The following is a 26,961-nucleotide window of genomic DNA, read 5'->3' as shown; positions in this document are numbered from 1 at the left end:
GCCGGGGCGGGCGATGATGTCCTGCCGTCAGAACTTGACGTTGAGGTCGGCCCGCACGCCGTGGTCGCTGGTCTTCGATCCGGCCTGGCCATGGTAGGAGATGCCGAGCGTCGCTCGCGGCGCGATGGCGAAGTCCAGCCCGGCTTCGATGACCGCGGCATCCTTCGCGATCGGCGCACCGGCGATCGTGAAAGCGCTGCTGCCGGTGAAGGCCTGGCTGATCTCAGGCGTCACATCGCCATAGGCATGGCGCCAGCCGATCATGCCGCGTGCCGTCGCCCTTGTTGAGCCGATCTCGAAATCGGTCGAAGCGCGGATGCCGAGCGTGGTGAAGCTGTTGTCGTTGGAACCGCTGTGGACGCTCAGTGCCGATGCCCCGCCGGTTTCATTGAAGCCATTGGTGTGGACATTGACATAGGCGAGGTTGGCGAAGGGTTCGAAGGCGAGATTGCCGGCCTTGATGCCGTAGCCGAGTTCGCCGAACAGCTGCGTGGTGCCGGCGCGGTAGGAACCGGTCAGGCTGTCGCTGAAGCCGGGGAAGGCGACCTGCCGGCTCGTATCGATCTCGCTCCATGTGTAGGCGAGGCCCGAGCGCAGCGACAGCGCACCGATCTCGGTGCCGCCATAGATGCCGAGATGATAGTTGTCGCTCGAAGCCGAAGAACGCCTGTCATCGACCTTGAGCGAGGAATGGCTGTAGCCGGCCACGAAGCCGAGGCGGACATCGTCGGTGATCAGCCCGTCGACGCCGGTGACGAAGCCACCGATCGAACGGTTCAGCCTGGCGGCGTTGCCGTCGCCGCCGAAATGTCCCCATGATCCGAACACCGAGCCCCAGGCGCCATAACGTTCGGAAGCAACCGAAGCCGTGGTGATTGCTTTCGCATCCTCGCCATAGCCCATCGGCGGCAGCGGTTCGGCGCCGACGGTCTCGAAGGCCGAGCGCAGGCGGTCGTTGATGGCCTCGCGCACGAAGCGGCTGTCTTCGATGAGGCCCGTCACCGTCGAGGCATTGACCTCGCCCGACAGGCTGTCGAAGGCGGCGCGTCCCTCGTCGGCCGACAGCAGCAGCAGCTTGTTGTAGAGCGCCAGTGGCGCGCCGCTCTGCTGCAGCGTATCCAGCGCGCCGGCCGTCTGCTTCTGGTTGTAGGTGTTGGCCACCTTGGCGAAGACCGGCTTTCCGCCGCCCGGCTCCTGCGGCTTCTTGATGGCGATCTTCAGGTCGACGGCATTGGTGCTCTGGGCAAGCGTCGCTTCGAGGAAGGCCGAGCGGGCCAGCACGGCCGGATCGAAGCCGCCGGTGACACCGCCGGCTGCCGTCAGGATGGTGTAGGTCTGGCCGTCCTGATAGCTGGTTTCAGGATCCAGCGCGGTCACGCTTACCGTGCCGCCGCCCAGCGTCGCCTTGCCGGTCGCGGCGATGCGGTCGCTCGTGCCGTTGCCGCCAATTTCGACTGCATAGGTCGATCCCGCGGCGAACGACACGTCGCCCGCGATGTTCAGCGTGCCGATCGAATTGCCGGGCGCGATCGTTGCGCCGTTCTCAACCGCCAGGCCGCCCAGCGTGCCGATGCCGCCAAGCGATGCTCCCGACTTCAGGGTGACCGTGCTGGCGAGGCTGGCGCCCGGATGCGTGCTGTCGCCGACGACCAGCTTGCCGCCATAGACGGTCGTTGCACCCGTATAGGTGCTGGCGCCGTTCAGCACGAGCGTACCGGTGTTGTATTTCGACAGCGTGCCCGAACCGCTGATCGGCGCGTCGAGCGTGACGCTGTCGGTGAAATTGGCCTGGATTCGGCCGTTGTTGCCGATGGAAGGAGCAACCAGCGAGCCCGACAGGCCGCCGCTGCCGATCGACAGCAGCGAGCCCTCTTCGATGACCACCGGCTTGGACGCCACCACGGCACCGCCGTCTGCCACGAACAGCTGGCCGGGCAGCGGGTCGCCACAGACACATGGTGGCAGGCCCACGATCAGCGTGTCGGTCACAAGTTTCGATCCTGCTCCGGTCACGATGACTTCCGAAGGCCCCAGGCCCGTGGAGGTCGGGTCCGAAGCGATGACGGTGGTGTCGCCGACATTGACGACGCCGCCCTTGGTCACCGCCAGGGTGCCGGTGCCGCCGCCAAGCATGTTGCCGACGCCGAGGAAGGTCGAGATGTTCCAGGTCGAGCCTGGCCCGCTGACCACGGCGCGCGCCGCATCGAACGGATTTTCGATGACCGCGCCGAACAGGCTGTCGACAACGGCGCCTTTCTGGATCGTCAGCACGGCGGCGTTCGCCATGGAGCCGACGAAGGTCAACTGGGCGACGGTTGCTTTCGTACCGGCGCCGTCGACAAGCATCACGCCGCCGACAAGCAGGTTGTCGGTGGTCAGCTTCGCGCCGGCAAGCATGTTCAACGATCCGTCGGCTTCGACACCCGGCAGCGCGCTGATGCCGAAGGTCCCGCCGGCGACGTCGAACGACGCGCCCGGGCCGAACAGCGTCAGGGTTGCGTCGGGGCTGACATAGAGGTCGCCGCCAATGGTGCTTGCACCCCTGAGTGTCAGGGAGCCCTGGTCGAGTTCGAGCGATCCGGCACCTGTGATCTGTCCGCTGAAATCGCTCGCCACGGGGCCGCTATACCCGACATAGAGAACGGTGGAGTCATCCGTCGTGCCGATATTGATGATGCCGCCATGCCCGGACGAGCCGTCGAACAGGCCCTTGATGTCGGCCTGGACGCCGTCGGCGATGTCGAGGGTCCCGCCCTGGTCGACATAGACCACGGAATCGGCGGAGAGCGCGGTGTTGACGCCGGCCACCAGTGTTCCGCCCTCGATCACCGTATCGCCGGTATAGCTGTTGGTGCCATTGAGGATCGTCGTCCCCGCGGCCTGGTACACGCTGCCCGGCCCGGTGATATCGGGTTTGAAGGCATATCCGCCATCGGTGTGGTTGAAGACGAGCCGGCTCGTGCCGACGTTGAGTGCGACCGCGCCGGCCAGCAACTGGCCTGCGGCTGCTGCCGGCGCGCCATAGGCTGCACCGATGTTGATCGTACCGCCGGCGCTGCCCGCGGGCAGGCCCGCATTGATGGTGCCGGTGCCGCCTCCGACGTTCAAGGCACCATTGTCGCTGACGGTGAGCGTACCTTCGTTGAAATGGCCGACATAGAAATCCGCGCCGCTGCTCGTCCATTCCGAACCGCCGCCGTCAATCGAGGCCGAACTCGCTCCATCCAGCCCGATGATGCCGCTGTTGTTGCTGCTCACCTTGCCGCCGTTTTCGATCCGCAAGGTGCCGGAACCCTGGTCGCCGACGATGATCTGGCCGCCAGTGGTCCAGCTCGATCCGTCCGTTACCACCATGGTGGCCCCGTTCGAGATGTAGCCGGCACCTGCGCTGGCGCTGCCGAGTTTGCCGCCGCCTTCGATGCGCAGCATGCCGCCATTGATACGTGTCGTGCCGAGGAAGCCGGTCGTGGCGGTGGCGCCGCTGCTGTCGCCGGTCAGCACCAGCGTGCCGTCGCCCTGCTTGATGAAGCTGGCGCCGCCGCCGCCGGCGATCAGGCCGGAAAGTGTCAGCGTGGTGCCGGCACTCGTCTCGAGGCGGCCACCGAAATTGCCGAAATTGACCGTGCGCGCGCTGGTGAACGAGGCGGTTGCCAGCAACGTCGAGGTCGCTCCCCCACCGGTTCCTGGATTGTAGGCAGAGCCGCTGGTGATGGTGACGTCGCCGGATGCATCACCCAGGTTCTCATCGGTCGAAACGGAAAGGACGCCGTCCGAAATCCTGGTGCCGCCGTCATATGTATTGATGCCGGTCAGCGTCAGGGTGCCGCCCGCTGCCTTCTCGAACGTTCCGTTTCCGCTCACCACGCCGGAAAGCACGAAATCATCATGTGCGTTGGTGTCGAACTTGACGATGCCCGCACCATTGAGGACGACGGCGTTCGCAAGGGTGATGCCGAAATTGTCGACCCGCAATGTCGTCCCGGAATCCAGCGTGACAGTGCCGGTGCCGAGCGATCCGTTGACGCCGCCAATTCCAATCGTTGCTCCGCCGCTGGCAAAGAACCCGCCCGAGAAATTGTTGGCCGTGTTTTCGAACGTGTTGTTCCCACCAATCTGATGGATGGCGATCGTCCCGTTCGTCTCATTGATGAAGCCGGAATAGACGGCGTTGCCGCCCGTGCTGGTCAGGCTTGCCGCGGCGGCATTGGTATTGCCAACGCCGTCGCTTCCGTTCAGGAACGCCTGACCGCCAAAAAAGGCTCCCGACGGCAGCGTGACATTGCCGCCGTTCAAATCGAGATCCGCGGCCCAGCCTGAAACCGGAAAGGCGAAAAAAATCGCGCTCCCGCACAGCAGCCGGGCAATGCCTGGCAGCCCTCCCAGGCGGCGCATCTTCAGTGAATATGTCATCCCCACCCCACGCAAAACGACGGTTGCCCGAAAGCCGCCAGCAACTGGCTCCGGCACCGTTCGACGAAAGGGTTCAAATGGATTGGAGGATCCCCCCTGGACCTTGTCCAGGCAGATCCCGGCTCCCCCCAAAGGAATTTCGTCCCAGCTCGTCCCCACTCGCCAGCTTGATTTCAGCCATATTCCACGAAGATGGTCAATCTGTCATGGCGAGTTCAGGTCAAGAATAGCATGCCGAGGCACAGAAAACCGCTCCGGTGAACCGGAGCGGATCTCGACTGGATGCTGCTTATACTGCCATATCTACTGTCAGAACTTGACGTTCAGATCGGCCCGCACGCCATGGTCGCCCGTCTTCGTGCCGAGCTGTCCCTGATAGGACAGCCCGAGCGCGGCCCTGGGCGTCATGGCGAAGTCGAGCCCGGCTTCGAGCGTCGCGGCGTCCCTGGCAATGGGAGCGCCGGCGATCGAGAACACATTGCTGCCGGCGAAGGCCTGGGCAACCGTCGGCGTGACGTCGCCGAAGCCATGCCGCCAGCCGATCATGCCGCGCGCCGTCGCCCTTGTTGAACCGATCTCGAAATCTGTGGCGGCGCGGATGCCGAGCGTGGTGAAGGTGACGGCGTTGGTGCTGTCGAGGATGGTCAGCGCTGCCGCGCCTCCCTTCTCGGCAAAGCCGTCGCTGCGCACGTTGATGTAGGCAAGGTTGGCGAAGGGCTCGAAGGCGAAATCGCCTGCCTTCATGCCATAGCCGAATTCACCGAAGACCTGCAGGGTGCGGGCGCGGCTGTTGCCGGTCAGGGCATCGCTGAAGCCGGGAAACGACACCTGCCGGCTGGAATCGACATCGCTCCAGGTCCGGCAAGGCCGGAGCGGAAGGAGAGCGCACCCCATTCCCGGCTGCCATAGAGGCCCAGATGGTAGCTGTCGTTCGCGGCTGACGAACGGCGGTCATCGACCTTGAGCGAGGAATGGCTGTAGCCGGCTAAAAAGCCGAGCCGCCAGTCGCCCGCCACCAGCCCGTCCGCTCCCGTCATGAAGCCGCGGATGTCGCGCGACGTCTCGGCGGCATTGCCGTCGCTGCCGGTGTGACCCCAGGACCCGAAGGCCGAAGCCCAGGCGCCGTTGTCGTTGGGCCTTTCGGTCGCAACCAGCGTCGCCGTGGCCTTCTCTTCGCCATAGCCCAGCAGCGGCAATGGCTCGACCGTCCGGGCTGCGGCGCGCAGCCGGCTGTTCATGGCATCGCGCACGAAGCGACTGTCTTCGAGCATGCCGGTCACCGTCGAGGCGTTGACCTCGCCCGACAGGCCATCGAAGGCGGCGCGGATCACCGCCCTGTCGTCGGGCAAAAGGGCGACCGCATCGTAGAGCGGATTGGCGGCGGCGACACCGATGCTTTCCAGCGCCCTTGCCGTGGCGATCTGGTTGCCGCTGGTCGCCCTGGTGCCGAAGCCGACATCGTTGCGCATCAGGGTCAGGGTAACATCGCTGCGGCTGTAGCCGAGGACGGGTGTCAGGAAAGCGAAATCGGACGAGACCGTGTCGAATTTTCCCGACAGGCCACCCTTGGCCGACAGGATCGTATAGGTGGAGCGCAGCCGGTAATTGCCGCCGGCGCCGACATGTGCCACCGAACCACCCTTGATGGCCGCGTTGCCGGTGACATCGACCCGGTCGGAAGCCTGGCCGTCCGGGTCGACTTCCACCGCGAAGCGGGACCCTTTGTCGAAGACGAGGTCGCCGTTGACGGTGAGCGTGCCGATCGAATTACCCGGCGACAGCGTGCCGCCGGAAGCGACGGTCACCGTCGAGCCTTGGCCCGAACCGACGGTGCCATGGCCGCCCAGCGTGCCTTGCACGGTCATCGAGCCGCCCAGCACCGCGCCGCCATGCGCGGTGTCCGAGCCGATGATGAGCGTGCCGGCCGCCACCCTGGTGGTGCCGGCGAAGGCTGCGCTGTCGCCGTCATAGACAAGCGCTCCGGTGCCGGCCTTGACGAGGGTGCCGCTGCCGGAGACGACGCCGCCATAAGAGGCATTCGTCGTCTGGTCGAAGGTGAGCGAGCCACCGGCGCCGATCCGGGCATTGCCGCCGAAACGTTCCGCCGCCGCGACGAGGTTGCCCGCCTCGATCGTCCAGTCGAGCGTCGACAAACCGCCGAGCGTAAGCGTGCCCGCGCCGCGCTTGACCATGGTCCCGACGCTGCCGTTCAGCCCCGCGATCTGCCCGGCGAAACGGCCGTCGCCGGTCTGGTCGAAGACGGTGGCGGCGGCGTTGAACAGGTTGCCGGAGATCGAGGTAGCGTTGCCGATCAGCGTGCCGGCCTCGACAAGCGTGTTGCCGTAGAGATTGTTCGCATTGTCGAGCCGCAGCGTGCCGGTGCCCGACTTGACCAGATTGCCGTTGCCCAGCACCTCGCCGGTCAGCCCGAGCGTTGTTCCTTCCGCCGTGTTGAAACGACCGTCCTGGATCAGCAGAACCGGGCGGGCGCTGTCGAAACCGGCGGTGGTCGTGAGCTGGCCGCCATAGAAGATCAGGATGCCGGAGCCGTCGCCGAGATTGGTGTCGGCAGAGACCTGCAGCGTGCCGCCGGTGATGGCGGTGCCGCCGCCGTAGCTGTTGTTGCCGGTCAGGATCGTCGTGCCCGGGCCGTTCTGGTAGACGACGCCGCTTCCCGAGATGGTGCCGGCGAAGGTGAAGGTGTCGCCGCGGCTGAAGGCGAACGCGCCATTGTTCAACACATCGCCGGCGATCGAACCGGAGCTGCCGCCATTGCCGAGTTGCAGCAGGCCACCCGAGATCGTCGTGCCGCCAGTGTAGGTGTTGGTTCCGCTGAGCAGCAGCCCGCCCCCGGCGAGATCGAGGCCGAGCCTGCCGCCGCCGGTTCCGTCCTGGATCGTCCCCGCAAAGGTCGAGGGCAGGCCGAGTTTCGAGGTGTCGACCGTGAGCAGGGCGTCGGTCAGGCCGCCATTGGTGATGATCCCGGAACCTGCGAAGGCGCTGTTGATGCCGCCGACGGCGGTGCTGTGGCCGTTCAGTTTCAGCGTGCCGCCGGGGCCGCCCTGGCTGTTGTCGAAGGCAATGGTCGCTCCTGTCGTCAGTGCCTGGTCGGCCAGCACATTCAGGGTGCTGGAACCGCTGAGATATTGCAGGCCGCCGCTGATGGCGCCGGCGGCGGAAGCATTGAGTATGCCATTGTTGAACAGCGTCCGCTGGCCGCCGCTGATGGCATTGGTCGCCGAGGCGTTGATCGTGCCGGTGCCGGTCACATATTGCTCGCCGCCGCTGATGGCGTTCCGGGCCGAGGCGTTGAGCGTGCTGTTTTCGTTGATGAACTGCTGACCGCCGCTGATGGCGCCTGCCACGGAGGCCTCGAGGCGGCTGGTGCCGTAGAACCATTGCAAGCCGCCATTGATCGCGCCGGCGGCGGAGGCGTTGAGCACGTTGTTGTCGCGGAAATACTGTGTCCGCCGCTGATGGCGTTCGCGGTGGATGCGTTGAGCACGCTGGTTTCGTAGAACCACTGCTCGCCGCCGCTGATGGACTTGGCGGCGGAAAGATTGAGCGTGCTCTGGTGCCGGAAGAACTGCTTGCCGCCACTGACGGCCTCCGCGGCGGAGACGTTCAGCCTGCTGTCGTTCTCGAACACCCAGTCCGGCGAGATGCCGGTGAAGAAGTCCTTGGTGTTTGCCTCCAGCACCGTCGTGCCGGTGCAAGGGCTAAGCACGCAGGCCGCCTGCGCCCAGGCGGCGTCTTCGAAGAAAAGGCCGGAGCTGAACAGGCCGGCGCAGCAGAAACCAAATAGAGCCTTTCCATGTTTCGTTTGAAATTGAATTTCAGAAGTTATTCCAAATGTGTCATGCGAAGATCGAGGACAGGCCATTTCGAATCACCTTTCCTCCCCAGTCGGAAGAGAGGTTATTTTTCGAGTATATGGTAATTCAATCCAGAAATATTGCGGATGGATATTTATGTTATTCGAAAGTCTAATGATGGAATATTACGTAGAGAAAGATGATCGGCAAATCGTATTTTCAACTCAACGGGATGGCGGGATTTGCTCACTTGGCTGTGCATTCGGGACAAGGCGGTAAGGAATGTTGTTGATAGAGGGCAATCGCAAGCCGGGATTGAATGCTCCCGGCCGCTCCAATAGGACTCGCCCGCATGGATGAGATGTCCCCGCTGCAGCGCGCCCTTGACCGGTGCTACGAGGTGTTTGCCTTCTATCCCAGGCCGAGGGTCCTGGACGCTTCGGCGCTGCGGGATCAGGACCTCTTGAAGCTTCTCGTTTCATTGCCGCTGCGCCAGCTCGGCGATGAGCAGATCGGACCCTATGCAGCCTATGCCTTGACCACCGTCGGCGGTGCCGACGACTATCGCTATTTCCTGCCCCGCATTCTCGAACTGGCCACCGGGACGCAAGGCTGGCCGGGCCTCGATCCCTCCCTGATCGGCGAAAAGCTGAAGCGGGCCAGATGGCTGGATTGGCCGGTCGATGAGCAGACGGCAATCCGGCATGTGTTCGAGGAAGCCTGGCTGCGCGCGCTCGGCCGGCATTCCGACGAGGAGAATGCCGAGGATTGGTTCTGTGGCATGGCGGGTCTGGATTTCGGGGTGGCAGCCGCACTGGAGGCGCTCGATGGCTCTCGCGGCGGCAATTCCGCCCTGCAGCTTGCGGCCATCATTCAGGGCTCGGTTTTTGAACTCAAGGGCAGCAAGAGCGGCTTCTGGGGCAATGTGAGCGACGACAATCGGGCCGTGATCCGGACATGGCTGCTCGATCGGGGTGCCAAAAAACTTTACCGCGCACTCGACAGCGTTTCAGAGGCCGACCTCTGGCACGTCGAACAGGCGCTTCAGGTTCTGGAGCGGCAGCGGGCTTGAAGTGGGCTCGGTGGGGTGTGGGCCGCTATCCCCTGTAGCGGTCAGATGGCTGGCGTCTAGTCGCCACCACCGCCTGCTCCTCCATCGGAGGCGTCCCATGGGCCGCCGCCATTGCTGGAATCGGGCTCGATCGTATTCGGAAACCGCTTTTTTCGATTGCGCCACAAGGAAACGAGAATCACAAAAAAGAGGATGGCGGCCAGGAAAAGCGACGTATCGTAGGTGGTCATGCCTTGTACGGTATCCTCGTTTCCCTGGCGAAAGCGCTGGCAATGATGGAGAAAATCCCGTCATTGTAAATCTGTTCCGATTGCCGCCGGATGCCGGGCTCATCCGGCGTCGGCCAACTGGCAGCAAGACTGCATGGATTTCTTCAACATCCCGAACTGATCGAACAGGGCGTCTACGACGTCATGATGTGGATCCTGTTCTTTCCGCTCACCGTGCTGCGCATGATCGTCAGCCCCAGGCGCACCTTGCGCTACGTGCGCGAGCAGGCTGCGCTGGATCCCGACACGGCCTTCTCGGATGCGATGCGGCCCGCACTTTTTCTCGCCATCGCCATCATCCTCGGCAGTTTCATCTCGCCGGACGACATCGACGTGTTGCGCGCCACCACCAGCAGCGCGTTGGGCAAGATGGTCTACGGTTCGTGGACAAGCGTCACCGCCTTCTCGATGATCGCGCTGTGTCTGGTGCCGCTGGTCGGCGCCTTGCTGCTCGACCTTCTGACGCCGGGCAGAGTGAGCCGCGAAAGCCTTCGCGTGCCATTCGACCAGCAATGCTACATCGGTGCGCCGTCCATACTCGTGCTGACTTTCCTCGGCGGCATCGGGCCGTCGCTGCTCGGAATCGCCGCCTCCGGCATCGCCGCGGCGGCAGCGCTCGCCTGGGTGGTGGTCGTGGAGTATTTCTACTTTCGCGACAATTCCGAGCTGCGTCCGCTGGTCTGCATGGCGCTGGTGCTCGCCACGCTGTTCGGTGGCCTCGTCCTGATCGTGCTGGCGGCGCTGCTCGTCACCGGAGTGACGCGCTGAGCCGGCGCCTGCGGAGGCAGGCTGCTTTGTGAATGCCGATGCCGGTCTGCTTGATTTCGTGCGGTTTCCGCTGAACTCTGCGACGCTCAGGCCGTCCGGGGATCACAGATGCCGTCTTTGCGCTCGCGCTTGTACTACCAGATATCGCGCTTCACCCTGGCCCGGCTGCGCGCCCGCAACCTGTCCCTGCCGGACCTGCGCGCCGATCGTGAAAGGATCGCCAGCCGCATGTTCCGGCTGCCGCAGGGCGTCGCAGTGAGGCCCTGCACCATCGGCGGCTGCGCCGCCGAATGGCTGGTGCCGCAGGGTGCCTCGGCCGGCACTGCCGTGCTGCACCTGCATGGCGGTGCCTACCAGACCGGATCGCTGGCAACCCATCGCGCCCTGGCGGCGCGCCTTGCCCTGGAGTCCGGCTCGGCGGTGCTGCTGTTCGAATACCGGCTGGCCCCGGAGCATCCGTTTCCGGCAGCGCTGGACGATGCGCTGCGGGTCTATCGCGAACTGCTGGCAGATGGCGAATTCAGTCGCATCGCATTCGCCGGCGACTCTGCCGGCGGCGGCCTTGCGCTCGCTCTGTCAATTGCCCTGCGCGACGCCGGGGAGCCGCTGCCGGCCGGTCTTGCCCTGCTGTCGCCGTGGACAGACCTCGCGCTGACCGGAGCGACCCATCGCAGCAAGGCCAGGCTCGATCCGTACTTCCCGACACCGGACATCCTCGACGTCGCGGCGCAGCGTTATGCCGGCGCCGACCGGCGCAATCCGCTGGTGTCGCCGCTCTATGCCGACCTCTCGGGCCTGCCGCCGATGCTGCTCCATGTCGGCACGCAGGAGACCCTGCTCGACGATTCCGTGATGCTGGCGGATCGCGCCCGGGCTGCCGGAACGGCCGTCGAGATCCGGCAGTGGCCAGGCATGTGGCATGTCTGGCAGGTGTTCAGCGGCAGGATGCCGGAGGCGGACCGATCGCTGGCGGAACTGGGGGCTTTCCTGCGGCAGCGGTTGGTGGGTTGAGCAGTGATCGGCTGAATGGAGCGTTGTTTCGCTTGATTGGCGCTTGCATACGCGCGATGGCTATGCAGTGCCGTGCCGAAAGCAGGTGGTTGTTATCGTAGGAAGAGGCAACGAGAGGTCGAAATATAAGAATGAAACTCTGGATATTTACATTAATAGTTATTACGGTGGCGTCGTGGTCTGTTTTGTATGATCTGGATGCATTATTCTATGCGACGATATTTTTAAATGCGTTTGTTAATATATATCTCTTGTTGAATGGGAGTATGATCCCCAATGCGAAGGGATTGATATACGATTTCTTTATAACAAATTACGACAAAAATAAGAAAAAAGAATACATGGAAAAGATGAGGCCGTTCTCAAGCTTGTTCGAGGATGAATATCCGTCACCTTTGATTTTTATGGCTTGGTTTTTAATAGCGCTGGCGTGCCAGATCTGTGGACGCCCTGACCTTACAATTTTGTATATGGCGTCACTGATTCTGGTGCAATTTGTGCACATCGTGATGTCATACAGATCGGTGATGCGGGACGGATAGTCTCCGCGTTGTTTCGGTTGGCGGTTGGTGCAGGCGGGTGTGATTTTGACCGTGACATTCAGGCGCGAGCGGCGGGGGCACGAGGCCCCCGCCGCTCGTCGTCAGCTCAGTGCTTCAGCCGGTCGCGCATGGCGTACCACAGCATGCCGAGCACATAGAGCGGTCCGCGCAGCGCCGCCCCGCCAGGAAAGGGCATCGGGTTCAGCCCTTCGAACAGTGCGAAGCGGCTGGTTTCGCCCGAGATCGCCTCGGCCAGCAGCTTGCCGGCCAGCGTCGACAGGATGACGCCCTTGCCGGAATAGCCATGCGCGAAATAGACCTCGCCGTCGCGGCCGACATGTGGAAAGCGCGACGTGGTCACCGACACCAGGCCGCCCCAGGCATGGTCGATCCGGCGGCCTTTCAGCTGCGGGAAGGTCTGCTCCATGTGCGGGCGCACGAAGGCCTCGATGTCGGCCGGCGGGCTCGGCGTGTAGCGCTCGCCGCCGCCGAACAGCAGGCGCCCGTCGGCCGAGAGCCTGTAGTAGTTGACGACGAAGCGCGAGTCCGAGACGGCGGCATTGCCGGGGATGATCTCCCCGGCGTCGGCCAGCGGCTCGGTGGCGACGATGTAGTTGCCGACCGGCATGATGCGGCTTTCCACGCGCTTGTCGATGCCATGGAGCAGGGAGTTCGCCGGCGAGCACGGCATGGCGGGCGCGCACCGCGCCCGTCGCCGTCTCCACCCGGATGCCCCGGCTGCGATCGATCCGCAGCGCCGGTGACGCTTCATGGATCGTCACTCCTGCCGCCACCGCCGCGCGGGCCAGCCCCAGCGTGTAGTTGAGCGGGTGCATGTGCCCGCCAAGCGCGTCGAAGAGCGCGCCCTTGTAGGGCGAGGCGACGGCCTCGAGGGATTGCGACGCCGACAGCACGCTGGCGTGCGGATAGTCCATGACCGTGGCCAGGCATTCGACCTCATGCTCAAACCAGGCCATGTCGCCGTCGCTGACCGCGCAGACGAGATGGCCGGTCTTCCTGAGGTCGCAGTCGATGGCGTGGCGCTCGATCATGTCGAGCACCAGCCCCCACGCCTCGAAGGCGAGGTCGAACAGCGCCCTGGCGCGTTCGCGGCCGTAGAGCTTGACCAGCTCCACCGCCCCCTTGCGCAGGCCGACGATCATCTGGCCGCCATTGCGTCCGGAGGCGCCCCAGCCGACGCGTCCACCTTCCAGCAGCACCACCTTCAGGCCGCGTTCGGCGGCGTGCAGCGCCGCCGACAGGCCGGTGCAGCCGCCGCCGACCACGACGAGGTCGGCGTCAACCTCGCCGATGAGCGGCGCGTGATGCGGCGCCGGGATGGCCGTCGCCGCATAGTAGGATCGCTCCATGTCAAGTCCGGAGTTGAAGCCCATGATCACGCCCTCGCAAAGAGGTGATCACGCTCCCAGGCGGTGATGACGCCCTGGAAGTTGTCGAGCTCGACCTGCTTCAGGCGCAGGAACGCGTTGGTGAAGCTCTGGCCGAGCAGCCGGCGCACCGGCTCGCAGGCGTCGAGGCGCGCCAGCGCATCCTCCAGCGTGCGCGGCAGATCGGGCTTGATCCTGTAGGCATTGGCCGGCGCTTCCGCCCGCCGCTCCAGCCCCTCCTCGATGCCGAGATAGCCGCACAGCAGCGATCCGGCCATGGCGAGATAGGGATTGGCGTCGGCGCCCGGCAGCCGGTTCTCGACGCGCCGGCCGATGCGTTTTGAACCCGGCACGCGCAGGCCGCAGGTGCGGTTGTCGCGCGCCCATTCGACATTGTTGGGCGCGCTGAACCCTGGCTTCAGCCGGCGAAACGAGTTCACATTGGGCGCAAACAGCGGCATGGCCTGCGGCACATAGGCCTGCAGCCCGCCGATGAATTGCGAGAACAGCGCGCTGTCGCCGTCGTCCTCGTCGGCGAACAGGTTGAGGCCGCTCGCCGCATCGACCACCGACATGTGCAGGTGCATCGAGCTGCTCGCCTGCTCGGCGATCGGCTTGGCCATGAAGGTGGCCGCCAGCCCGTGCTCGCGCGCCGCCTGTCGCACCAGCCGCTTGAACAGAAGCACCTGGTCGGCAAGCCGCAGCGGGTCGCCATGCTTGAAGTTGATCTCGAGCTGGCCGGCGCCGGTCTCGTGGATCATCGTGTCCAGCGGCAGCGCCATCATCTCTGCCTGCCGATAAATCTCGTCGATGACCGGCTGGAACTCGCCGAGCGCTTCCATGTCGTAGGGCGCTGGCGAGGTCTCGGCGCGGCCGGAAACGCCGACGGGTGCGCCGGGCGGCACGTTCGGGTCCGGGTTGGGCGCTGTCAGGTAGAATTCCAGCTCCGGCGCCATCACCGGTCGCCAGCCGCGCGCCGCGTAGAGCGCGATCACCGACTTCAGCACCTGTCGCGGCGCCGATGGCCACGGTGTGCCGTCCTGGGCAAAGGCATCGCAGAAGACATAGGCCCTTTTTGGTGCTGGGCCGGGCCGGGTTGCCGCCGCCAGGCAGAGGCTGGTCAGGTCGGGCTGGAGCCGCATGTCGGCATCCTGGTAGGCGCTTTCGTCGTCGATGGCGCCGGAGTAATGGCCGGTCACCGCCACCATGAAGGCGCTGTTCGGCAGCATGATCGCGGCGTCGTCGGGTGCCGCCAGGAGTTTCGGTGCAGGCACGATCTTGCCGCGCAGCACACCATTCATGTCAGGTACCAGGCACTCGACTTCCGAGATCGCCTGTTGTTCGAGCCACTTCGCCGTATCAGTCATGTCCCACCACTTCTATGCGCCAATCTGAAATCTTGTCGGAGATTGCGAGCAGGTTGGCGGGCAGGGGCCCAGGGCGTGGGCGCCGGTCGTCGATCTTCATGATATCCTCCTGGGATGGTTGGCCTGAATTGGCTGCGCGGAACCGCGCCCGTATGTGTTGCCATGCCTGTCGCATGGGCCGCAAGCCATCCGCGTCAGGGATCGTTTGGCGCAGGCGTTGCCAGCCTCGTTGCCCTGGCCCGAGGGCGGGGTGGGATGCCCCGACGAACCATCGAGTTCGAGCAATGACTTGATGTGGTTGTGGGGTGTGTCCTATTCACACTCAGGAGTTGATGTTGTACATTCAAAACCGAGGGAAAATTAGGATTCGCGAATATAGCGGTGAGTAATGGCCGTCTTATTTAGGCGTTTGTCATATTCAATTGGCATAGTTTCCTCGTGTACTCTGCTATGTATATTTATATTTATTTCACTTAGATTCTTCAAAGATGATAGAAATGTCGCAGTTGTTTGGCTTGCGTTCGGATTTCAAATAGCAGTACTGGTTCTTGTGCAAAGAAGCAGGGCATATATTCTTGCCATGTTTCTTGCGTCAGCCGCGACGATGCTGTTCCTGGCCGTGCCACCGCTCCTCGCAATCGGAGTGGCTGCCATCACGAGCGTCGTTGCAATCTGGTCCGCTTGGATTCTCAGAAACGAACAGGACTGGATCAAAGGGCGGGACGACCGCCTCAGGCCATGGCTGCTGTTTGTGTTTTCGGCGGGGGTGATCGCTCCAGGGGTCAACGCGCTGCTTGGAGCATCCTTGGCGACGATCGCCCGGATCGTTCCCGCCAATGGCCATGTCTGGCTGATGACGACCTTTACCTGGTTCATATCGGACGCCCTGAGTGTCGTGGTGGTGACGACGACACTGATGCGGTTGGGTTCGATGAGGCTGCGTCACCTGCCTGACTGGCGCGAGATGTTGACGACGCTCGGCGTCATCGCGGTTGTCGCGGCCCTGTTTGGTGCCATCGCGGCGCAGGACAACATACTTCCCATCTTTCTTGTCGCCCCGGTTCTTGTGGTCGTGCTTTATCTGTCGGGAACGACGGCGTCGCTGGTCTGCCTTGCACTCTTCGTGACGGCATCGATTACGGCAACGATCCTCGGCGCCGGCCCGTTCATCGGGCTGGCGTCGCTGAGCAGTTTTGATCCGATCATCATGTGCCAGATCTACGCGCTGGCGATTTTCTGTACCGTGGTCCTGTTCGCGGGGCTTCTGGGAGAACGGCAGCACCATCACAAGCTGCAACTCGCCAACGCCCACATCTACGAAATGCTGGCCAAGCGCTCCGGTGACATCGTCTTTGCCGCGGATTCTTACGGCAGGCTCCTGTTTATCTCGCCGTCCATAGGAGAAGTTCTCGGCGTGCCGCTCCAGGCGGCCGGGAGGCGAGGCTGGAAGAATTACGTCGCAAAGGACGACGTCAAGAAGATATACAAGACCGCCTTCCGGGTCGTCCGGACCGGAAAACCTGTTTCGGTGGATTTTCGGATCATCGACGCGACGGGCCATGAAAAGATACTCGAGGCGATCGTTCAGACATCGAGCGCCGGAAAAGCGACGATTCTGATCGGATCGACGCGCGATGTGACCGAGCAGCGGCGCCATGAGCGCGCCTTGAGCAGACTGTCGGAAACGGATCCCTTGACGGAACTGCCGAACCGTCGGGCGTTCGACAGATATTTCAGGGCGGAATGGAACAGGTCCTTTGCCGCGAAGGCGTCGCTGTCGATCCTGATGATCGACGTCGACTACTTCAAACAGTTCAACGACACGTTCGGGCACCAGTCCGGTGACGAGTGTCTGGTCGTCATAGGCAGCTCCATCCGCGGCGCATTGAAACGGGAGGGTGAATTCTGCGCGCGGTTCGGTGGCGAAGAATTCGTGGCCATCCTGCCGAACACCGACGAGGCCCATGCGCGCAAGGTCGCAGCCAGGGTGCTGTCGGCGATAGCGGATCTGAACATGGCGCACACGGAAAGCCCGTACGGCATCGTGACCGTCAGCATCGGCGTCGCCGCTTCGAGACCGCTGTGCGATGAGCTGGATCTCGGCCTGCTGGAAGCCGCGGACGCCGCTCTCTATCTGGCCAAGCAGCGTGGGCGCAATCGCGTCGAAGTTCCCGGCTCCATGGCGTGATGAGGCGTGACGATCACGGCTTCCGCTCGGAATTGCGTAACCGGCTCTTCACGGGTCAAGCCTGTCCGGGTTTGACGACGCAACCTCCGCGTCCTGCATCGCATCGCTGTCCGGTGCGATCAGCATGTGCGGCTCGATTTTCAGGGCTGCCGCGATCACGACGATCATGTCGAGTGTCGGCGTCCTCTCCATGCGCTCCAGTCCGCCGACGCAGCGACGGCTGAGTCCTGCCTCCAGGGCGAGGCCGGGCTGGTCGATTCCTCTCGCGGTCCTATACTTCTTCAGGTTCCTGGCGAGCAGCCGCCGGTATTTCCATTGAACAGCTACGTCCATTTCACATGTCCCCCAAGCCCGGCCGCCGATCCATCCTGCGCAACCTTTGCGGCGCCGTCGATCCGGCTCCATCGGGGGCGGTTGCGATGTGCGATGTTGTGATGACCTCCTCCCCGGGGAATGTGGCCGGGGAGGAGGCTGAGGCTGCACAGGACTTCGGCGGGAAGCCTTTGCAGCCTCTTTGCACGAACGTGCTTGACAGCCCCCTGTCTGAGCCCGTTCATGAACATGTTGCGGGTGATTCTTCAGGTTGTGATTCCGTTCACTATACAATCTTTAGTTGAATAATTGGTCAAGGCCATTCAGCCCGCAATGTTTCCAAATCGGTTCAGGAAATCGGCGCGGGTGGCGCAACCACGGAGCTTGCAACGGTCCCTCCGCCTGCGATGCGGAACGACCGTCGCCATTCGGTCGGGCTGACGCCGAGCCGGTCCTGAATTTCGCGCGGAAGGTCACCACACTGCCGAAGCCCGTCTCGTGCGCGATCTGCTCGATGGACCGGTTCCCCGTTTCGAGATGGCGCTGCGCCAGCGCCAGGCGCTGATCGGTGAGCCAGCTGTTGAAGCTCGATCCCATCGACTGCTGGAAAAGCCTGGTGAAGCTGCGGCGGCTCATCCGCAATTCCGCGGCGACTGCATCGATGCTGTATTTGCGCTCGAGGTGCCGCGCGATCTCCTCGACCGTTTCCCTGAGGCGGACATCGTGTGGGGCGTCGGCCAGGGGCCGCCGGATGAACTGCGTCTGTCCGCCGGCCCGGTGCGGCAGGGCCAGAACGTTGCGGGCGATGCGGTTGGCGTTCTGCGGGCCAAAGAAGCGCCGTGCGATGTGCAGGCAGCAGTCGACACCTGCCGTCACGCCGGCGGAGGTGACGACCGTGCCTTCGTCCACATAAAGCGCGTTCTCATCCAGTTCCACGGCGGGAAAGCGGCGGCGGAAATCATCACAGAACGCCCAATGCGTGGTGGCGCGCCTGCCGTCGAGCAGCCCGGCTTCGGCGACGACATAGGCACCCAGGCACAGGCCGACGATGACCGCACCGTTGGCGTGCGCCGCGACGAGCGTTTCGACAAGGCGTTGCGGCGGAGACTGGTAGGGAAGTTGCCAGCTCGGAACGAAAACGACATCCGCCCTGAGCAGATCGGGCAACGTATGGCCGGTGTCGATGTCGAAGCCGGCGCTGGTATGCACTGGACCGTCATCGAGGGCACACACCCAAAGCTCGCTGTCGACCCCGTCGCAATGCATCTCGCCGAAGATTTCGCAAGGCACGCAGAGCTGGAAAGGCCGCACGCCTTCATAGGCCACGACCGCCATTTTGATGCGCTGACCGGTTCCCTCCGGCATCCTGGCCGTCACCTCTTCGTAGCGTGTGCCCTATAGTGTTGTCGTCGGCATGCTGTTGGCCCGATCCGATCGACAATTGCCCATCGGGCCATTGTCGTCAACGATGCGGGCACCTAGCCTGCCGGATGCAACAAAACGAGGAGCATGACCATGCCTGCAATCATTCTCGTCCATGGTTTCTGGGGCGGCGCCGCCCATTGGGCCAAGGTGATCGTGGAACTGTCCAGACAGGGGTTTTCGGATCTGCATGCTGTTGAAGTGCCGCTGACGTCGTTGGCGGACGACGCCGGCCGATTGAAGCAGATGATCGCGCAGCAGAAGGGAGACGTCCTTCTGGTGGGCCATTCCTATGGCGGCGCCGTCATCACCGAGGCGGGGAACCAGCCGAACGTCGCCGGTCTCGTCTACATAGCAGCCTTCGCGCCGGATGCCGGCGAAAGCCCGGGCGGCATCACCCAGGGCAATCCCCCCGCGGCAATCGCCAACGTCGTGCCCGACAGCGACGGCTATCTCTGGATCAAGCCCGACCAGTATCACCAGAGCTTCTGCCAGGACCTGACGGCGGATGAGGCATTGGTCATGGCGGTCACGCAGAAGGCGCCGCTCGGTTCGACCTTCGGTGACACCATCACCGCGCCCGCCTGGAAGACGAAGCCGTGCTGGTACCAGATCTCCAGCGAGGACCGGATGATCAATCCGCAGAACCAGACCATGATGTCGTCGCGGATGAACGCGAAGAAGATCATCACCCTCGCCAGCAGCCATGCCTCGCTGGCATCGCAGCCCAAGGAGGTGACGGGCCTGATCGTGGAGGCCGCGCGGTCGATCTGACGTGGCGTCAAGCGAGCCGAACCGGGACCGTCCAGGCCCGGTTCGGCAACCATACAGACGAAAATTCCGCCTGTACGGTGGGGCCTGGAACCATGCGCCTTTTTCGGAAGGGTTCATGGATTTCCGGCATTTGGCGCATGATCCTTGCCAACGTTCCGAGGTTCATGTGCCGGGCATCAGGTCGCTGTCGAGCGACTGTTCCGGGGTGCGTTCAGCGGGGCAGATCCATGTCCCGTGCCACACGGCCATCGTCCTCCAGCCGCAGGCCATCGATCGACGCAAGGCCCGTTGTCGGGTGATCCCGGGACTTCAGGTCCAGTGTCACGACGGACAGCCCGAGGATGGCGAGTGTTGCCCATGGAACAAGTCGCTTCCGACGAAATCTGCGCGCCACGATCCACTCCCCGCCGATCTTATCGGGAAACTAGCAGCAGGCCGGGGACGGAAAAATACGGCAGATGCCGTATTTCGGCGCTCGGGAGCAGGGTATTCAGTCGTCGTCGCCGTTCCTCCAGCGCCAGGGCCGGTCGCTCTTGACCCAGGCCACGAAGACGACGATCGCGGTCAGCGGCGTGACAATCATAAGATAGCGCCAGGGACGGTCTTCGCTGGTGCCGGACAACGCGACACAGATGACCGCGACGGCATAGAGGACGATGACGGTCCAGCCTTGCCATCCATAGGGCAGGCCGGCGCCATAGCCGTATTTCTTCACCCGGAACCAGGGTTTGTTCATCGGATCCTCGCCGTCGTTTGCACAGGTCCACAAGATGATCGTGGAACATTACGCCGACATGGTGCGGTGGAGCGGCTTGTGAAAGGCTCGGTTCTTTACGGCAGGATGTGATCGGCTTTGCGGGTTCTAGTCCTTCAGATAGCGCCTTGCCACTGCAACCTCGGCCAGCAAGGCATCGGCGCTTCTGCCCAGCCGAACGTACTCGGCGGCAGCCTGCTCACGGGTTTCAATTTCTTTGAGCAGTATGTCGTGCACCTCTTGCCTGCTCAGCAGCAGCCTTTCGGTTTCCGCCGCGCCGCTGAGAAAGTCATGCTGGAGATAGGACGGTTCATCCCGGCGCACGGGGGCTGCCTCGGCATTGTCGAGCGCGGCAATCAGCTCGCGCAGGATTGTCGCTTCGCCTTTGCTGCCCAGCTTCATCGCCGCGACCAGATCGGTCCGCAGGCGGGTTTTCATGTGATCGCTTGCCGGCACCGGGTTTCTCCATTTGGCTTGCATGGGTGAGTCGTATTGCTACATATAATACTATATATTAGACTAATATAGAATTTTAAGGAGCAATTTGGAGCATGACCGAAACCCTTCTCAGCGTCGATCAGGCCGCCGAACAGCTGAAGCTGCACCCCAAGACCGTGATCCGCTACATCCGCGACGGACGCCTGCCGGCGACACGCATCGGAAAATCCTATCGCATCGAGCAGGCCAGGCTGGATGCCTTTGCCGGGGTGGCGAGCGGTCACGCGACAAGCGACGTGCGGGCGACCTGTGTCGTCGACATTCCCGATATCACGCTGCAGCGCGCCGAGCGGCTGGCGACGTTCCTCGGTGCTGCCGCCATGACAGGGGATGCTTCCACGCCTGCCTTGCATCTCAGCACCGCCTTCGATCCTGCCACGGCAACCATGAAAATCGTGCTGATCGGCAGCCCGTCCGATACGGCGGGGCTGCTCCAGATGCTGCAACTGCAGCTGTCGCGTCCGAATGCCGGATAGCCTTCAAATTGTCACAGCCGCTGGCGACATGCCTGTTGTGGTGTCGGCGACGGACTGCGGCATCTTTACGTTTTCGACATTCGATGGCGACTATCCACTCGTGGAAACGATGGCCGCCGATAGAGCATGCACTGTTTGCCGGCACGTTCGGTGAACCGCAGGCGCAGGGAAAAACAATGACGGACTCCAAGGATATCGACCCGACCCTGCCTGTGCAGGGACAGCTGGAGGCCTACAACGCCCGTGACATCGACGCTTTCATGCAGTGGTGGGCAGAGGATTGCCAGTATTTCGCTTTTCCCTCCACATTGCTCGCCGAGGGCACGGCGGCAATTCGTGCCCGGCACATCGAACGGTTCAAGGAGCCCGATCTGCATGGCCACCTGCTGTCGCGGATCGCGCTCGACAATCTTGTCATCGACCATGAAACCGTTACGCGGACATTTCCGGAGGGCGCAGGTGAGGTCGATGTTGTCTGCATCTATGAAGTGAGCGGTGGCAAGATTACCAAGGCATGGTTCAAGATGGGGCAACCGCGACTTCACCTCGCGACGAACTGAGGTTGCAAGACGCCTGTCCGGACGCAGATCGCGGTGGCGAGGTTGTGGACCGAGATTAGGCGCCCTGCCTTCACTCCTGCCCCATTCGTCAGGAGTGGCAATCCAATCTGGGCAGCAGATGCTTTAGCATGTCGCGTTGCACGAGGAAGGATCAGCTTTCATGGCCACGTTGACGCCACCCGCCGATGAATTCGCCGGACGCGAACAGTTGCGGGCGAGCTCCGTCGAGTTCCGCAGGGAGGTCATCGCGGTCGCCGACGGCGTCTTTGCAGCAGTCGGGTATTCGGCCAGCAACGTCACGTTGATCCAGGGCGACAACGGCTCGATCATCGTCGACACCGCCGCCAACCCCGTCGACGCGCAAGCCATCGTGGACGCTTTTGGCGACCGCCTCAGGCGTCCGGTCCGGGCGATCATCTACACCCACAACCATCCCGACCACTCCGGCGGCGCGACGGTCTTTGCCGGTGCCGATGGGCCCGACATCTACAGCCACCGCACGCTGGTCGAAGCCGCTCCCGAATTCGGCAGGGGCCCGCGCGACGGCGGTGACGCCTTCGGCACCAGGCTTCCCGACGCGCTGTTCATCAATGCGGGCACGCAGCTCGAATATGGCCGTGTCACGCCACACACCCGAGAGGGCTTCCTGGCGCCGACACGCACCTTCGGTGGCGACAGCGAGACGATCGAGGTGGCCGGTGTGGTGATGCAGCTGATCCACACGCCGGGCGAGTCGCCGGAGAACATCGCGGTCTGGATCGGCGCGAAGCGTGTCCTGATCCCCGGCGACGATGTCCTGAAATCCTACCCGAACCTGTCGCCCATCCGCGGCCTCAAGCTCAGGCCGCCGGAGCGCTGGATCGCCAGCCTCGACAGGATGCTCGCCCTCGACGCCGACGCCATGGTGCAGGGGCACATGCGCCCGGTGCTCGGCAGGGACGAGGTCCACAGGGCGCTGACCGATTACCGCGACGGCATCAGCACGGTGCTCGACCAGACGCTGGCCGGAATCCGGCATGGCAGGACGCCGGACGAACTCGTGCAGGAGGTCAGGCTGTCGCCGGAACTCGCCGCCAGCCCGTATCTGCAGGAATATTACGGCAGCGTCGCCTGGGCCGTGCGCGGCATCTATGCCGACTATGTCGGCTGGTTCGACGGCAACGCCACCAATCTGAACCCGCTGCCGCCGGCCGGGCGCGCCGCCCGGATGATCGAGATGGCAGGCGGACCGGACGGGATGCTCGCCCGCGCCGGACAGGCCATCGCAACGGGCGATTTCCAGTGGGCCGCCGAACTGGCCGACTGCCTGCTGGCGCTGGACCCTGCCGACACGGCGGCGAGGCAACTCAAGGCGCGCGCGCTGACCGAACTCGGCGAGCGCCAGCTCAACGCCACTGCCCGCAACTACTATCTGACCACGGCGCAGTTCCTGGAGGGGAGTGCCTAGAGCGTTTCCGTTTTTCACGGAAACGCGGAAACGCTCCAGGCTTTTTGTTTTCGCCGCATTTTTGTAGCGCCGAGTGCTCTCGCCTGGCTGCAAAATGCGCTGGGTCAGCCTGTCCGGCGGTTGAACTGCAGCCGCACGCGCGTCATGCCGTCGTCCCGATCGAACAGCAGCGCGCCGTGATGCGCCTTGGCCACGTCCGCCGCTATGGCCAGCCCGAGCCCCGATCCGTGCGAGGCCAGGCCCTTGGCGAAAGGCCGGGCCAGGTCGAGCGGGTTCGAGCCGAAACCGTCGCCATCGTCGAGCACGTCGATCGACACCGTGGCGGCGTCGATCGAGATGGCCACCACCAGCTGGCTCCTGGCGCCGTGGGTCAGCGCATTGTCGATGAGATTGGCCAGCGCCTCGCGGATGCTCACCGCGTCGCCGTCGACGATGGCAGGCGCATCGGCCGGCTTGAACACCACCTCGACCTCGCGCGGCAGTGCCAGCGGCACCGCTGTCGCCAGCACCGTCTTTGCCAGTGCGTTGAGATCGACGGGCGCGAGGGTCGTGGCATCGGCACGGTGGATGACCATGGCGTGGTCGAGCAACTGCCCGGTAAGGCGGCCGAGTTCGGTCGTGCGTTCGCGGATGCGACCGACAGTCTCCTGCCGGCGCCCTGAGGGCTGCATGCTGGACAGGATCTCGACCTGCGCGTCGAGCGCGGCGAGCGGCGTGCGGATCTGGTGGGCGGCATCGGCGATGAAGCGCTGGGTGGTGGCCATACGCTCCGACAGCCGGCGCATGAAGTCGTCGATCGCGTGGACCAGGTTGCGGATTTCGACCGGCGGTCGCGCCTGGATCGGACGCAGGTCTTCCGGGCGGCGGCGCGTGATCTCCTGTTCGATCTGGGCGAGCGGCTTCAGGGCGAAGCGCACCGCGAAACCGACGGCGAGCAGCGCCAGCACGCTCATCGCGCCGATGACCAGGAAGGCCTTGGTGGCGAGGTCGCGCGCCAGCGCGCCCCGCGCATTGACCGTCTGGGCGACGACGATGGTGGCCCAGCTACCCGGCGAGGCGTGTTCGATCTGCTTCGCCAGTGTGGCGATGCGGACCTTCCGGCCCTGGTACTGGCCGTCCTCGATCACCACGCCGCGCCGGATGGCTTCGCTGTTGGCGAGGGAGGTGAGGTCCTCATAGCCGGCAACGACCACGCCGCGCGGATCGATGACCTTGTAGAACACCATGTCGTAGGCCGCGAGCGTCGAGATCGCCGCGACCGGCGGGTCGACGGTGACGACGTTGCCCTGCACATAGACGTTCTCGGCGATCTGGATCGTCCCCCCGGCCAGCAGCCGGTCGTAGGCCTGTTGCGCCGCCAGCGAGGTCGACTGCCAGGCGGCGAGCCCGAGCAGGATCGCGCCGCCGCCGAGCACCGCCGACAGCACGGCGATGATGCGGACATGCAGCGAAAGGCCAAGGTCACGCCGTGGCAAGCTTGTATCCCAGTCCACGAATGGTGCTGATCTCGATCGAGGTGTCGCCCAGCTTGCGCCTGAGCCGGGCAACGAACTGCTCGATGGCGTTGGGGCTCGGCTCCTGGTCGAAATTGAACAGCTGCTCGACCAGGTCCTCCTTGGAAACGATGCGGTCGCGGCGGATGGCCAGGATCTCCAGCACCGTTAGCTCGCGCCGGGTGAGATTCAGCGGACGTCCTTGCAGCGTCGCGATGCGCCCGGCCCGGTCGATCTCCAGCGGTCCGACGGTCAGCCTGTTGTCGCTCGCCCCGGCACTGCGCCGCAGCAGCGCGCGGGCACGTGCCTCCAGCTCGCCATAGTCGAACGGCTTGACCAGATAGTCGTCGGCGCCGAGGTCGAGCGCGCTGATGCGCTCGTCGACGGCGGAGCGGGCGGTGATCACCAGCACGGGTGTCGAGAGCTTGCGGGCCCGCATGCCCTTCAGCACGCGGATGCCGTCTTCGCCCGGCAGCGTCAGGTCGAGGATCACCAGGTCGTACGCCTGCACCTCCAGCAGCTCCGCCGCGGTGCGGCCATTCGCTTCCCAGTCGACGGCGTGGCCGATCTTCTCCAGCCGCATGACGATGGCTTCGGCGATATCGGCGGTGTCTTCGACGACGAGCACGCGCAATGGGCAGTCATCCTTAGCCGGAGTCAGGTGGGAGTCAGGAACCCAGGCTAATAACACGACCGACACTGCATGTGCACAGGTAAACAGGGAGGACCGATGCACGCTCCAGTCGCGACAGGCACCTTTGCGCCCATTCTTTCGGTCGAAGGTGTGACGCTCCAGTACAAGACGCCCGATGTCGTGGTCACCGCCACGCGGCGTGTTTCCTTCGATGTCTACCAGTCCGATCGTTTCGTGCTGCTCGGCCCGTCCGGCTGCGGCAAGTCGACCTTGCTGAAGGCGATTGGCGGCTACCTGAACCCGGTCGAGGGCCATATCCGCCTGAAAGGGCGCGAGGTCTCGACGCCAGGACCGGACCGCATGATGGTGTTCCAGGAGTTCGACCAGCTGCTGCCCTGGAAGACGGTGCGCCAGAACGTCGTCTTCGCGCTCACCGCAAGCGGAAGGGCCTCCGCCGCCGAAGCCGGGGAACGGGCCAGGTCCTACATCGACAAGGTCGGGCTGACCAAGTTCATCGACAGCTATCCGCACATGCTGTCGGGCGGCATGAAGCAGCGCGTGGCCATTGCCCGCGGCATGGCGATGGAACCCGACGTGCTGCTGATGGACGAGCCCTTTGCCGCGCTCGATGCACTGACCAGGCGCAAGATGCAGGACGAGCTGCTGCGCCTGTGGGACGACACCCGCTTCACGGTGCTGTTCGTCACCCACTCCATCGAGGAAGCGATCCGCGTCGGCACGCGCATCCTGCTTCTGTCGCCGCATCCCGGCCAGGTCCGCGCCGAGCTGAACAGCATTCCCGCCGACGCGCTCGGCACCGGCTCGCAGGCCGCGCTCGAGACCCGCATCAACGACATGCTTTTCGCGACGCATTGAGGGGTAGATCATGACCAGTCTTGTCTTTCCGCGCGCGGAAATCGTGCACGACGTCCAGTCCAGCGATGCCCCCGTCGTCGCCAAATCCATCGGCACTTTCGAGCGCATCTACCGCATCGGTTTCGTGCGCAAGGCGATCATCCTGGCCGTGCTGGCGCTGGCCTGGGAGGCCTATGGCCGCTGGCTCGGCAATCCGCTGCTGTTTCCGACCTTCAGCCAGACCGTCGAGGCCTTCGTCACCAACATCGCCAACGGCGTCATCCCGCAGCGCATGATGGTGTCGCTGCAGACGCTGGTCATCGGCTACTCCATCGGCATCACGCTGGCGGCGCTTTTGACCACGCTGGCGATCGGCTCGCGCATCGGCGCCGACCTGCTCGAGACGCTGACCTCGATGTTCAACCCGCTGCCGGCCATCGCGCTGTTGCCGCTGGCGCTGATCTGGTTCGGGCTGGGCTCGGGCAGCGTCGTCTTCGTGCTGGTGCATTCGGTGCTGTGGGCGATCGCGCTCAACACCCATGCCGGCTTCCGCTCGGTCTCCAACACGCTGCGCATGGTCGGCCAGAACTACGGCCTGCGCGGGCTGAGCCTGGTGCGCTACGTGCTGATTCCGGCGGCCTTTCCGGCCATCCTGACCGGCCTCAAGATCGGCTGGGCCTTCGCCTGGCGCACCTTGATCGCGGCGGAGCTCGTCTTCGGCGTGTCCTCGGGCTCTGGCGGCCTCGGCTGGTTCATCTTCGAGAACCGCAACCAGCTCGAAACCGCCAATGTCTTCGCCGGCCTGTTCACGGTGATCCTGATCGGCCTGTTCGTCGAATACGTCATCTTCGCCACGATCGAAAAACGGACGATCCGCCGCTGGGGCATGCAGCACTAGACGTGACT

Annotated in this window: 23 protein-coding genes and 1 pseudogene; 10 read left to right on the top strand and 14 right to left on the bottom strand. The window is 64.0% G+C overall.

The window, feature by feature from the left end; all coding sequences use genetic code 11:
* Nucleotides 1–27: 27 nt before the first annotated feature.
* The 4 genes from ACFJIU_RS22225 to ACFJIU_RS22210 form a co-directional block, all read right to left on the bottom strand.
* The gene (locus ACFJIU_RS22225; RefSeq protein ID WP_379063595.1) at nt 28–4,410 is read right to left on the bottom strand and encodes an autotransporter domain-containing protein; all 4,383 of its coding nucleotides are present in this window, start codon (nt 4,408–4,410) and stop codon (nt 28–30) included.
* Nucleotides 4,411–4,719: 309 nt separating this feature from the next.
* A complete protein-coding gene (locus ACFJIU_RS22220; RefSeq protein WP_379063593.1) occupies nt 4,720–5,238 on the bottom strand; it encodes an autotransporter outer membrane beta-barrel domain-containing protein in 519 nt (172 codons plus the stop codon).
* A complete protein-coding gene (locus ACFJIU_RS22215; protein ID WP_379073193.1) occupies nt 5,208–7,529 on the bottom strand; it encodes an autotransporter outer membrane beta-barrel domain-containing protein in 2,322 nt (773 codons plus the stop codon). Before ACFJIU_RS22215 ends, ACFJIU_RS22220 begins: the two co-directional genes overlap by 31 nt.
* Nucleotides 7,530–7,675: 146 nt before the next feature.
* Nucleotides 7,676–8,293, bottom strand: a complete 618-nt coding sequence (locus tag ACFJIU_RS22210; RefSeq protein WP_379063591.1) for a hypothetical protein — start codon at nt 8,291–8,293, stop codon at nt 7,676–7,678.
* Nucleotides 8,294–8,577: 284 nt separating this feature from the next.
* Between ACFJIU_RS22210 and ACFJIU_RS22205 the strand changes: the two genes are divergently transcribed.
* Nucleotides 8,578–9,297, top strand: coding sequence for a hypothetical protein (locus ACFJIU_RS22205; RefSeq protein ID WP_379063589.1), 720 nt, complete (start codon nt 8,578–8,580; stop codon nt 9,295–9,297).
* Nucleotides 9,298–9,353: 56 nt separating this feature from the next.
* Here ACFJIU_RS22205 and ACFJIU_RS22200 read toward each other — a convergent pair whose 3' ends face one another.
* The gene (locus tag ACFJIU_RS22200; RefSeq protein ID WP_379063587.1) at nt 9,354–9,527 is read right to left on the bottom strand and encodes a hypothetical protein; all 174 of its coding nucleotides are present in this window, start codon (nt 9,525–9,527) and stop codon (nt 9,354–9,356) included.
* Nucleotides 9,528–9,617: 90 nt separating this feature from the next.
* Here ACFJIU_RS22200 and ACFJIU_RS22195 point away from each other — a divergent pair, with 90 nt between their 5' ends.
* Both ACFJIU_RS22195 and ACFJIU_RS22190 read left to right on the top strand, forming a co-directional pair.
* The gene (locus ACFJIU_RS22195) at nt 9,618–10,334 is read left to right on the top strand and encodes a hypothetical protein (RefSeq protein ID WP_379063585.1); all 717 of its coding nucleotides are present in this window, start codon (nt 9,618–9,620) and stop codon (nt 10,332–10,334) included.
* Between the two features lie 108 nt (nt 10,335–10,442).
* On the top strand, nt 10,443–11,345 hold the full coding sequence (locus ACFJIU_RS22190; RefSeq protein WP_379063583.1) for an alpha/beta hydrolase: 903 nt from the start codon (nt 10,443–10,445) through the stop codon (nt 11,343–11,345).
* 648 nt (nt 11,346–11,993) lie between these two features.
* On the opposite strand, the pseudogene ACFJIU_RS22185 reads toward ACFJIU_RS22190, so the two are convergent.
* Together ACFJIU_RS22185 and ACFJIU_RS22180 are read right to left on the bottom strand one after the other, a co-directional pair.
* A pseudogene (locus ACFJIU_RS22185) lies at nt 11,994–13,281 on the bottom strand (NAD(P)/FAD-dependent oxidoreductase).
* Nucleotides 13,282–13,283: 2 nt separating this feature from the next.
* Nucleotides 13,284–14,642: a glutamine synthetase family protein gene (locus ACFJIU_RS22180; protein ID WP_379063581.1), complete on the bottom strand. Its 1,359-nt coding sequence runs from the start codon at nt 14,640–14,642 to the stop codon at nt 13,284–13,286.
* Between the two features lie 388 nt (nt 14,643–15,030).
* Here ACFJIU_RS22180 and ACFJIU_RS22175 point away from each other — a divergent pair, with 388 nt between their 5' ends.
* Nucleotides 15,031–16,830: a diguanylate cyclase gene (locus ACFJIU_RS22175; RefSeq protein ID WP_379063579.1), complete on the top strand. Its 1,800-nt coding sequence runs from the start codon at nt 15,031–15,033 to the stop codon at nt 16,828–16,830.
* Nucleotides 16,831–16,878: 48 nt separating this feature from the next.
* Here the strand turns inward: ACFJIU_RS22175 and ACFJIU_RS22170 are convergent, their stop codons facing one another.
* Nucleotides 16,879–17,163, bottom strand: a complete 285-nt coding sequence (locus ACFJIU_RS22170) for a helix-turn-helix domain-containing protein (RefSeq protein ID WP_379063577.1) — start codon at nt 17,161–17,163, stop codon at nt 16,879–16,881.
* Between the two features lie 276 nt (nt 17,164–17,439).
* Entirely contained in the window at nt 17,440–18,507 is a 1,068-nt protein-coding gene (locus ACFJIU_RS22165; RefSeq protein ID WP_379063575.1) for a GlxA family transcriptional regulator, read from the bottom strand.
* Nucleotides 18,508–18,651: 144 nt separating this feature from the next.
* On the opposite strand from ACFJIU_RS22165, the gene ACFJIU_RS22160 reads away from it, so the two are divergent.
* Entirely contained in the window at nt 18,652–19,338 is a 687-nt protein-coding gene (locus ACFJIU_RS22160) for an alpha/beta hydrolase (RefSeq protein WP_379063573.1), read from the top strand.
* Nucleotides 19,339–19,549: 211 nt separating this feature from the next.
* Here ACFJIU_RS22160 and ACFJIU_RS22155 read toward each other — a convergent pair whose 3' ends face one another.
* From ACFJIU_RS22155 to ACFJIU_RS22145, 3 genes are all read right to left on the bottom strand, one after another.
* Nucleotides 19,550–19,732, bottom strand: coding sequence for a hypothetical protein (locus ACFJIU_RS22155; protein WP_379063571.1), 183 nt, complete (start codon nt 19,730–19,732; stop codon nt 19,550–19,552).
* 96 nt (nt 19,733–19,828) lie between these two features.
* Nucleotides 19,829–20,074 (bottom strand): hypothetical protein, encoded by a 246-nt coding sequence (locus ACFJIU_RS22150; RefSeq protein WP_379063569.1) that lies wholly within the window; start codon nt 20,072–20,074, stop codon nt 19,829–19,831.
* Between the two features lie 126 nt (nt 20,075–20,200).
* Complete coding sequence (locus ACFJIU_RS22145) at nt 20,201–20,530, bottom strand: hypothetical protein (protein WP_379063567.1); 330 nt, start codon at nt 20,528–20,530, stop codon at nt 20,201–20,203.
* A gap of 113 nt (nt 20,531–20,643) precedes the next feature.
* Between ACFJIU_RS22145 and ACFJIU_RS22140 the strand changes: the two genes are divergently transcribed.
* The 3 genes from ACFJIU_RS22140 (at nt 20,644) to ACFJIU_RS22130 (ending at nt 23,073) form a co-directional block, all read left to right on the top strand.
* On the top strand, nt 20,644–21,066 hold the full coding sequence (locus ACFJIU_RS22140; RefSeq protein WP_379063565.1) for a helix-turn-helix domain-containing protein: 423 nt from the start codon (nt 20,644–20,646) through the stop codon (nt 21,064–21,066).
* A 176-nt stretch (nt 21,067–21,242) separates the two neighbouring features.
* A complete protein-coding gene (locus ACFJIU_RS22135) occupies nt 21,243–21,626 on the top strand; it encodes a nuclear transport factor 2 family protein (RefSeq protein ID WP_379063563.1) in 384 nt (127 codons plus the stop codon).
* Between the two features lie 160 nt (nt 21,627–21,786).
* Nucleotides 21,787–23,073 (top strand): alkyl sulfatase dimerization domain-containing protein, encoded by a 1,287-nt coding sequence (locus ACFJIU_RS22130; protein WP_379063561.1) that lies wholly within the window; start codon nt 21,787–21,789, stop codon nt 23,071–23,073.
* 104 nt (nt 23,074–23,177) lie between these two features.
* Here ACFJIU_RS22130 and ACFJIU_RS22125 read toward each other — a convergent pair whose 3' ends face one another.
* Both ACFJIU_RS22125 and ACFJIU_RS22120 read right to left on the bottom strand, forming a co-directional pair.
* A complete protein-coding gene (locus ACFJIU_RS22125) occupies nt 23,178–24,548 on the bottom strand; it encodes a sensor histidine kinase (protein WP_379063559.1) in 1,371 nt (456 codons plus the stop codon).
* The gene (locus tag ACFJIU_RS22120; RefSeq protein WP_379063557.1) at nt 24,535–25,200 is read right to left on the bottom strand and encodes a response regulator; all 666 of its coding nucleotides are present in this window, start codon (nt 25,198–25,200) and stop codon (nt 24,535–24,537) included. Before ACFJIU_RS22120 ends, ACFJIU_RS22125 begins: the two co-directional genes overlap by 14 nt.
* Nucleotides 25,201–25,296: 96 nt before the next feature.
* Here ACFJIU_RS22120 and ACFJIU_RS22115 point away from each other — a divergent pair, with 96 nt between their 5' ends.
* Both ACFJIU_RS22115 and ACFJIU_RS22110 read left to right on the top strand, forming a co-directional pair.
* Nucleotides 25,297–26,076 carry an ABC transporter ATP-binding protein gene (locus ACFJIU_RS22115; RefSeq protein ID WP_379063555.1) on the top strand — a complete coding sequence of 260 codons (780 nt, stop codon included), beginning with the start codon at nt 25,297–25,299 and terminating at the stop codon, nt 26,074–26,076.
* Nucleotides 26,077–26,086: 10 nt separating this feature from the next.
* Nucleotides 26,087–26,953: an ABC transporter permease gene (locus ACFJIU_RS22110; RefSeq protein WP_379063553.1), complete on the top strand. Its 867-nt coding sequence runs from the start codon at nt 26,087–26,089 to the stop codon at nt 26,951–26,953.
* Nucleotides 26,954–26,961 lie beyond the last annotated feature (8 nt).

It is taken from the genome of Mesorhizobium sp. UC74_2 (genome assembly GCF_042701485.1).
In the GTDB taxonomy this organism is placed as follows: domain Bacteria; phylum Pseudomonadota; class Alphaproteobacteria; order Rhizobiales; family Rhizobiaceae; genus Mesorhizobium.
This window is presented reverse-complemented; position numbering and strand designations above follow the sequence as displayed.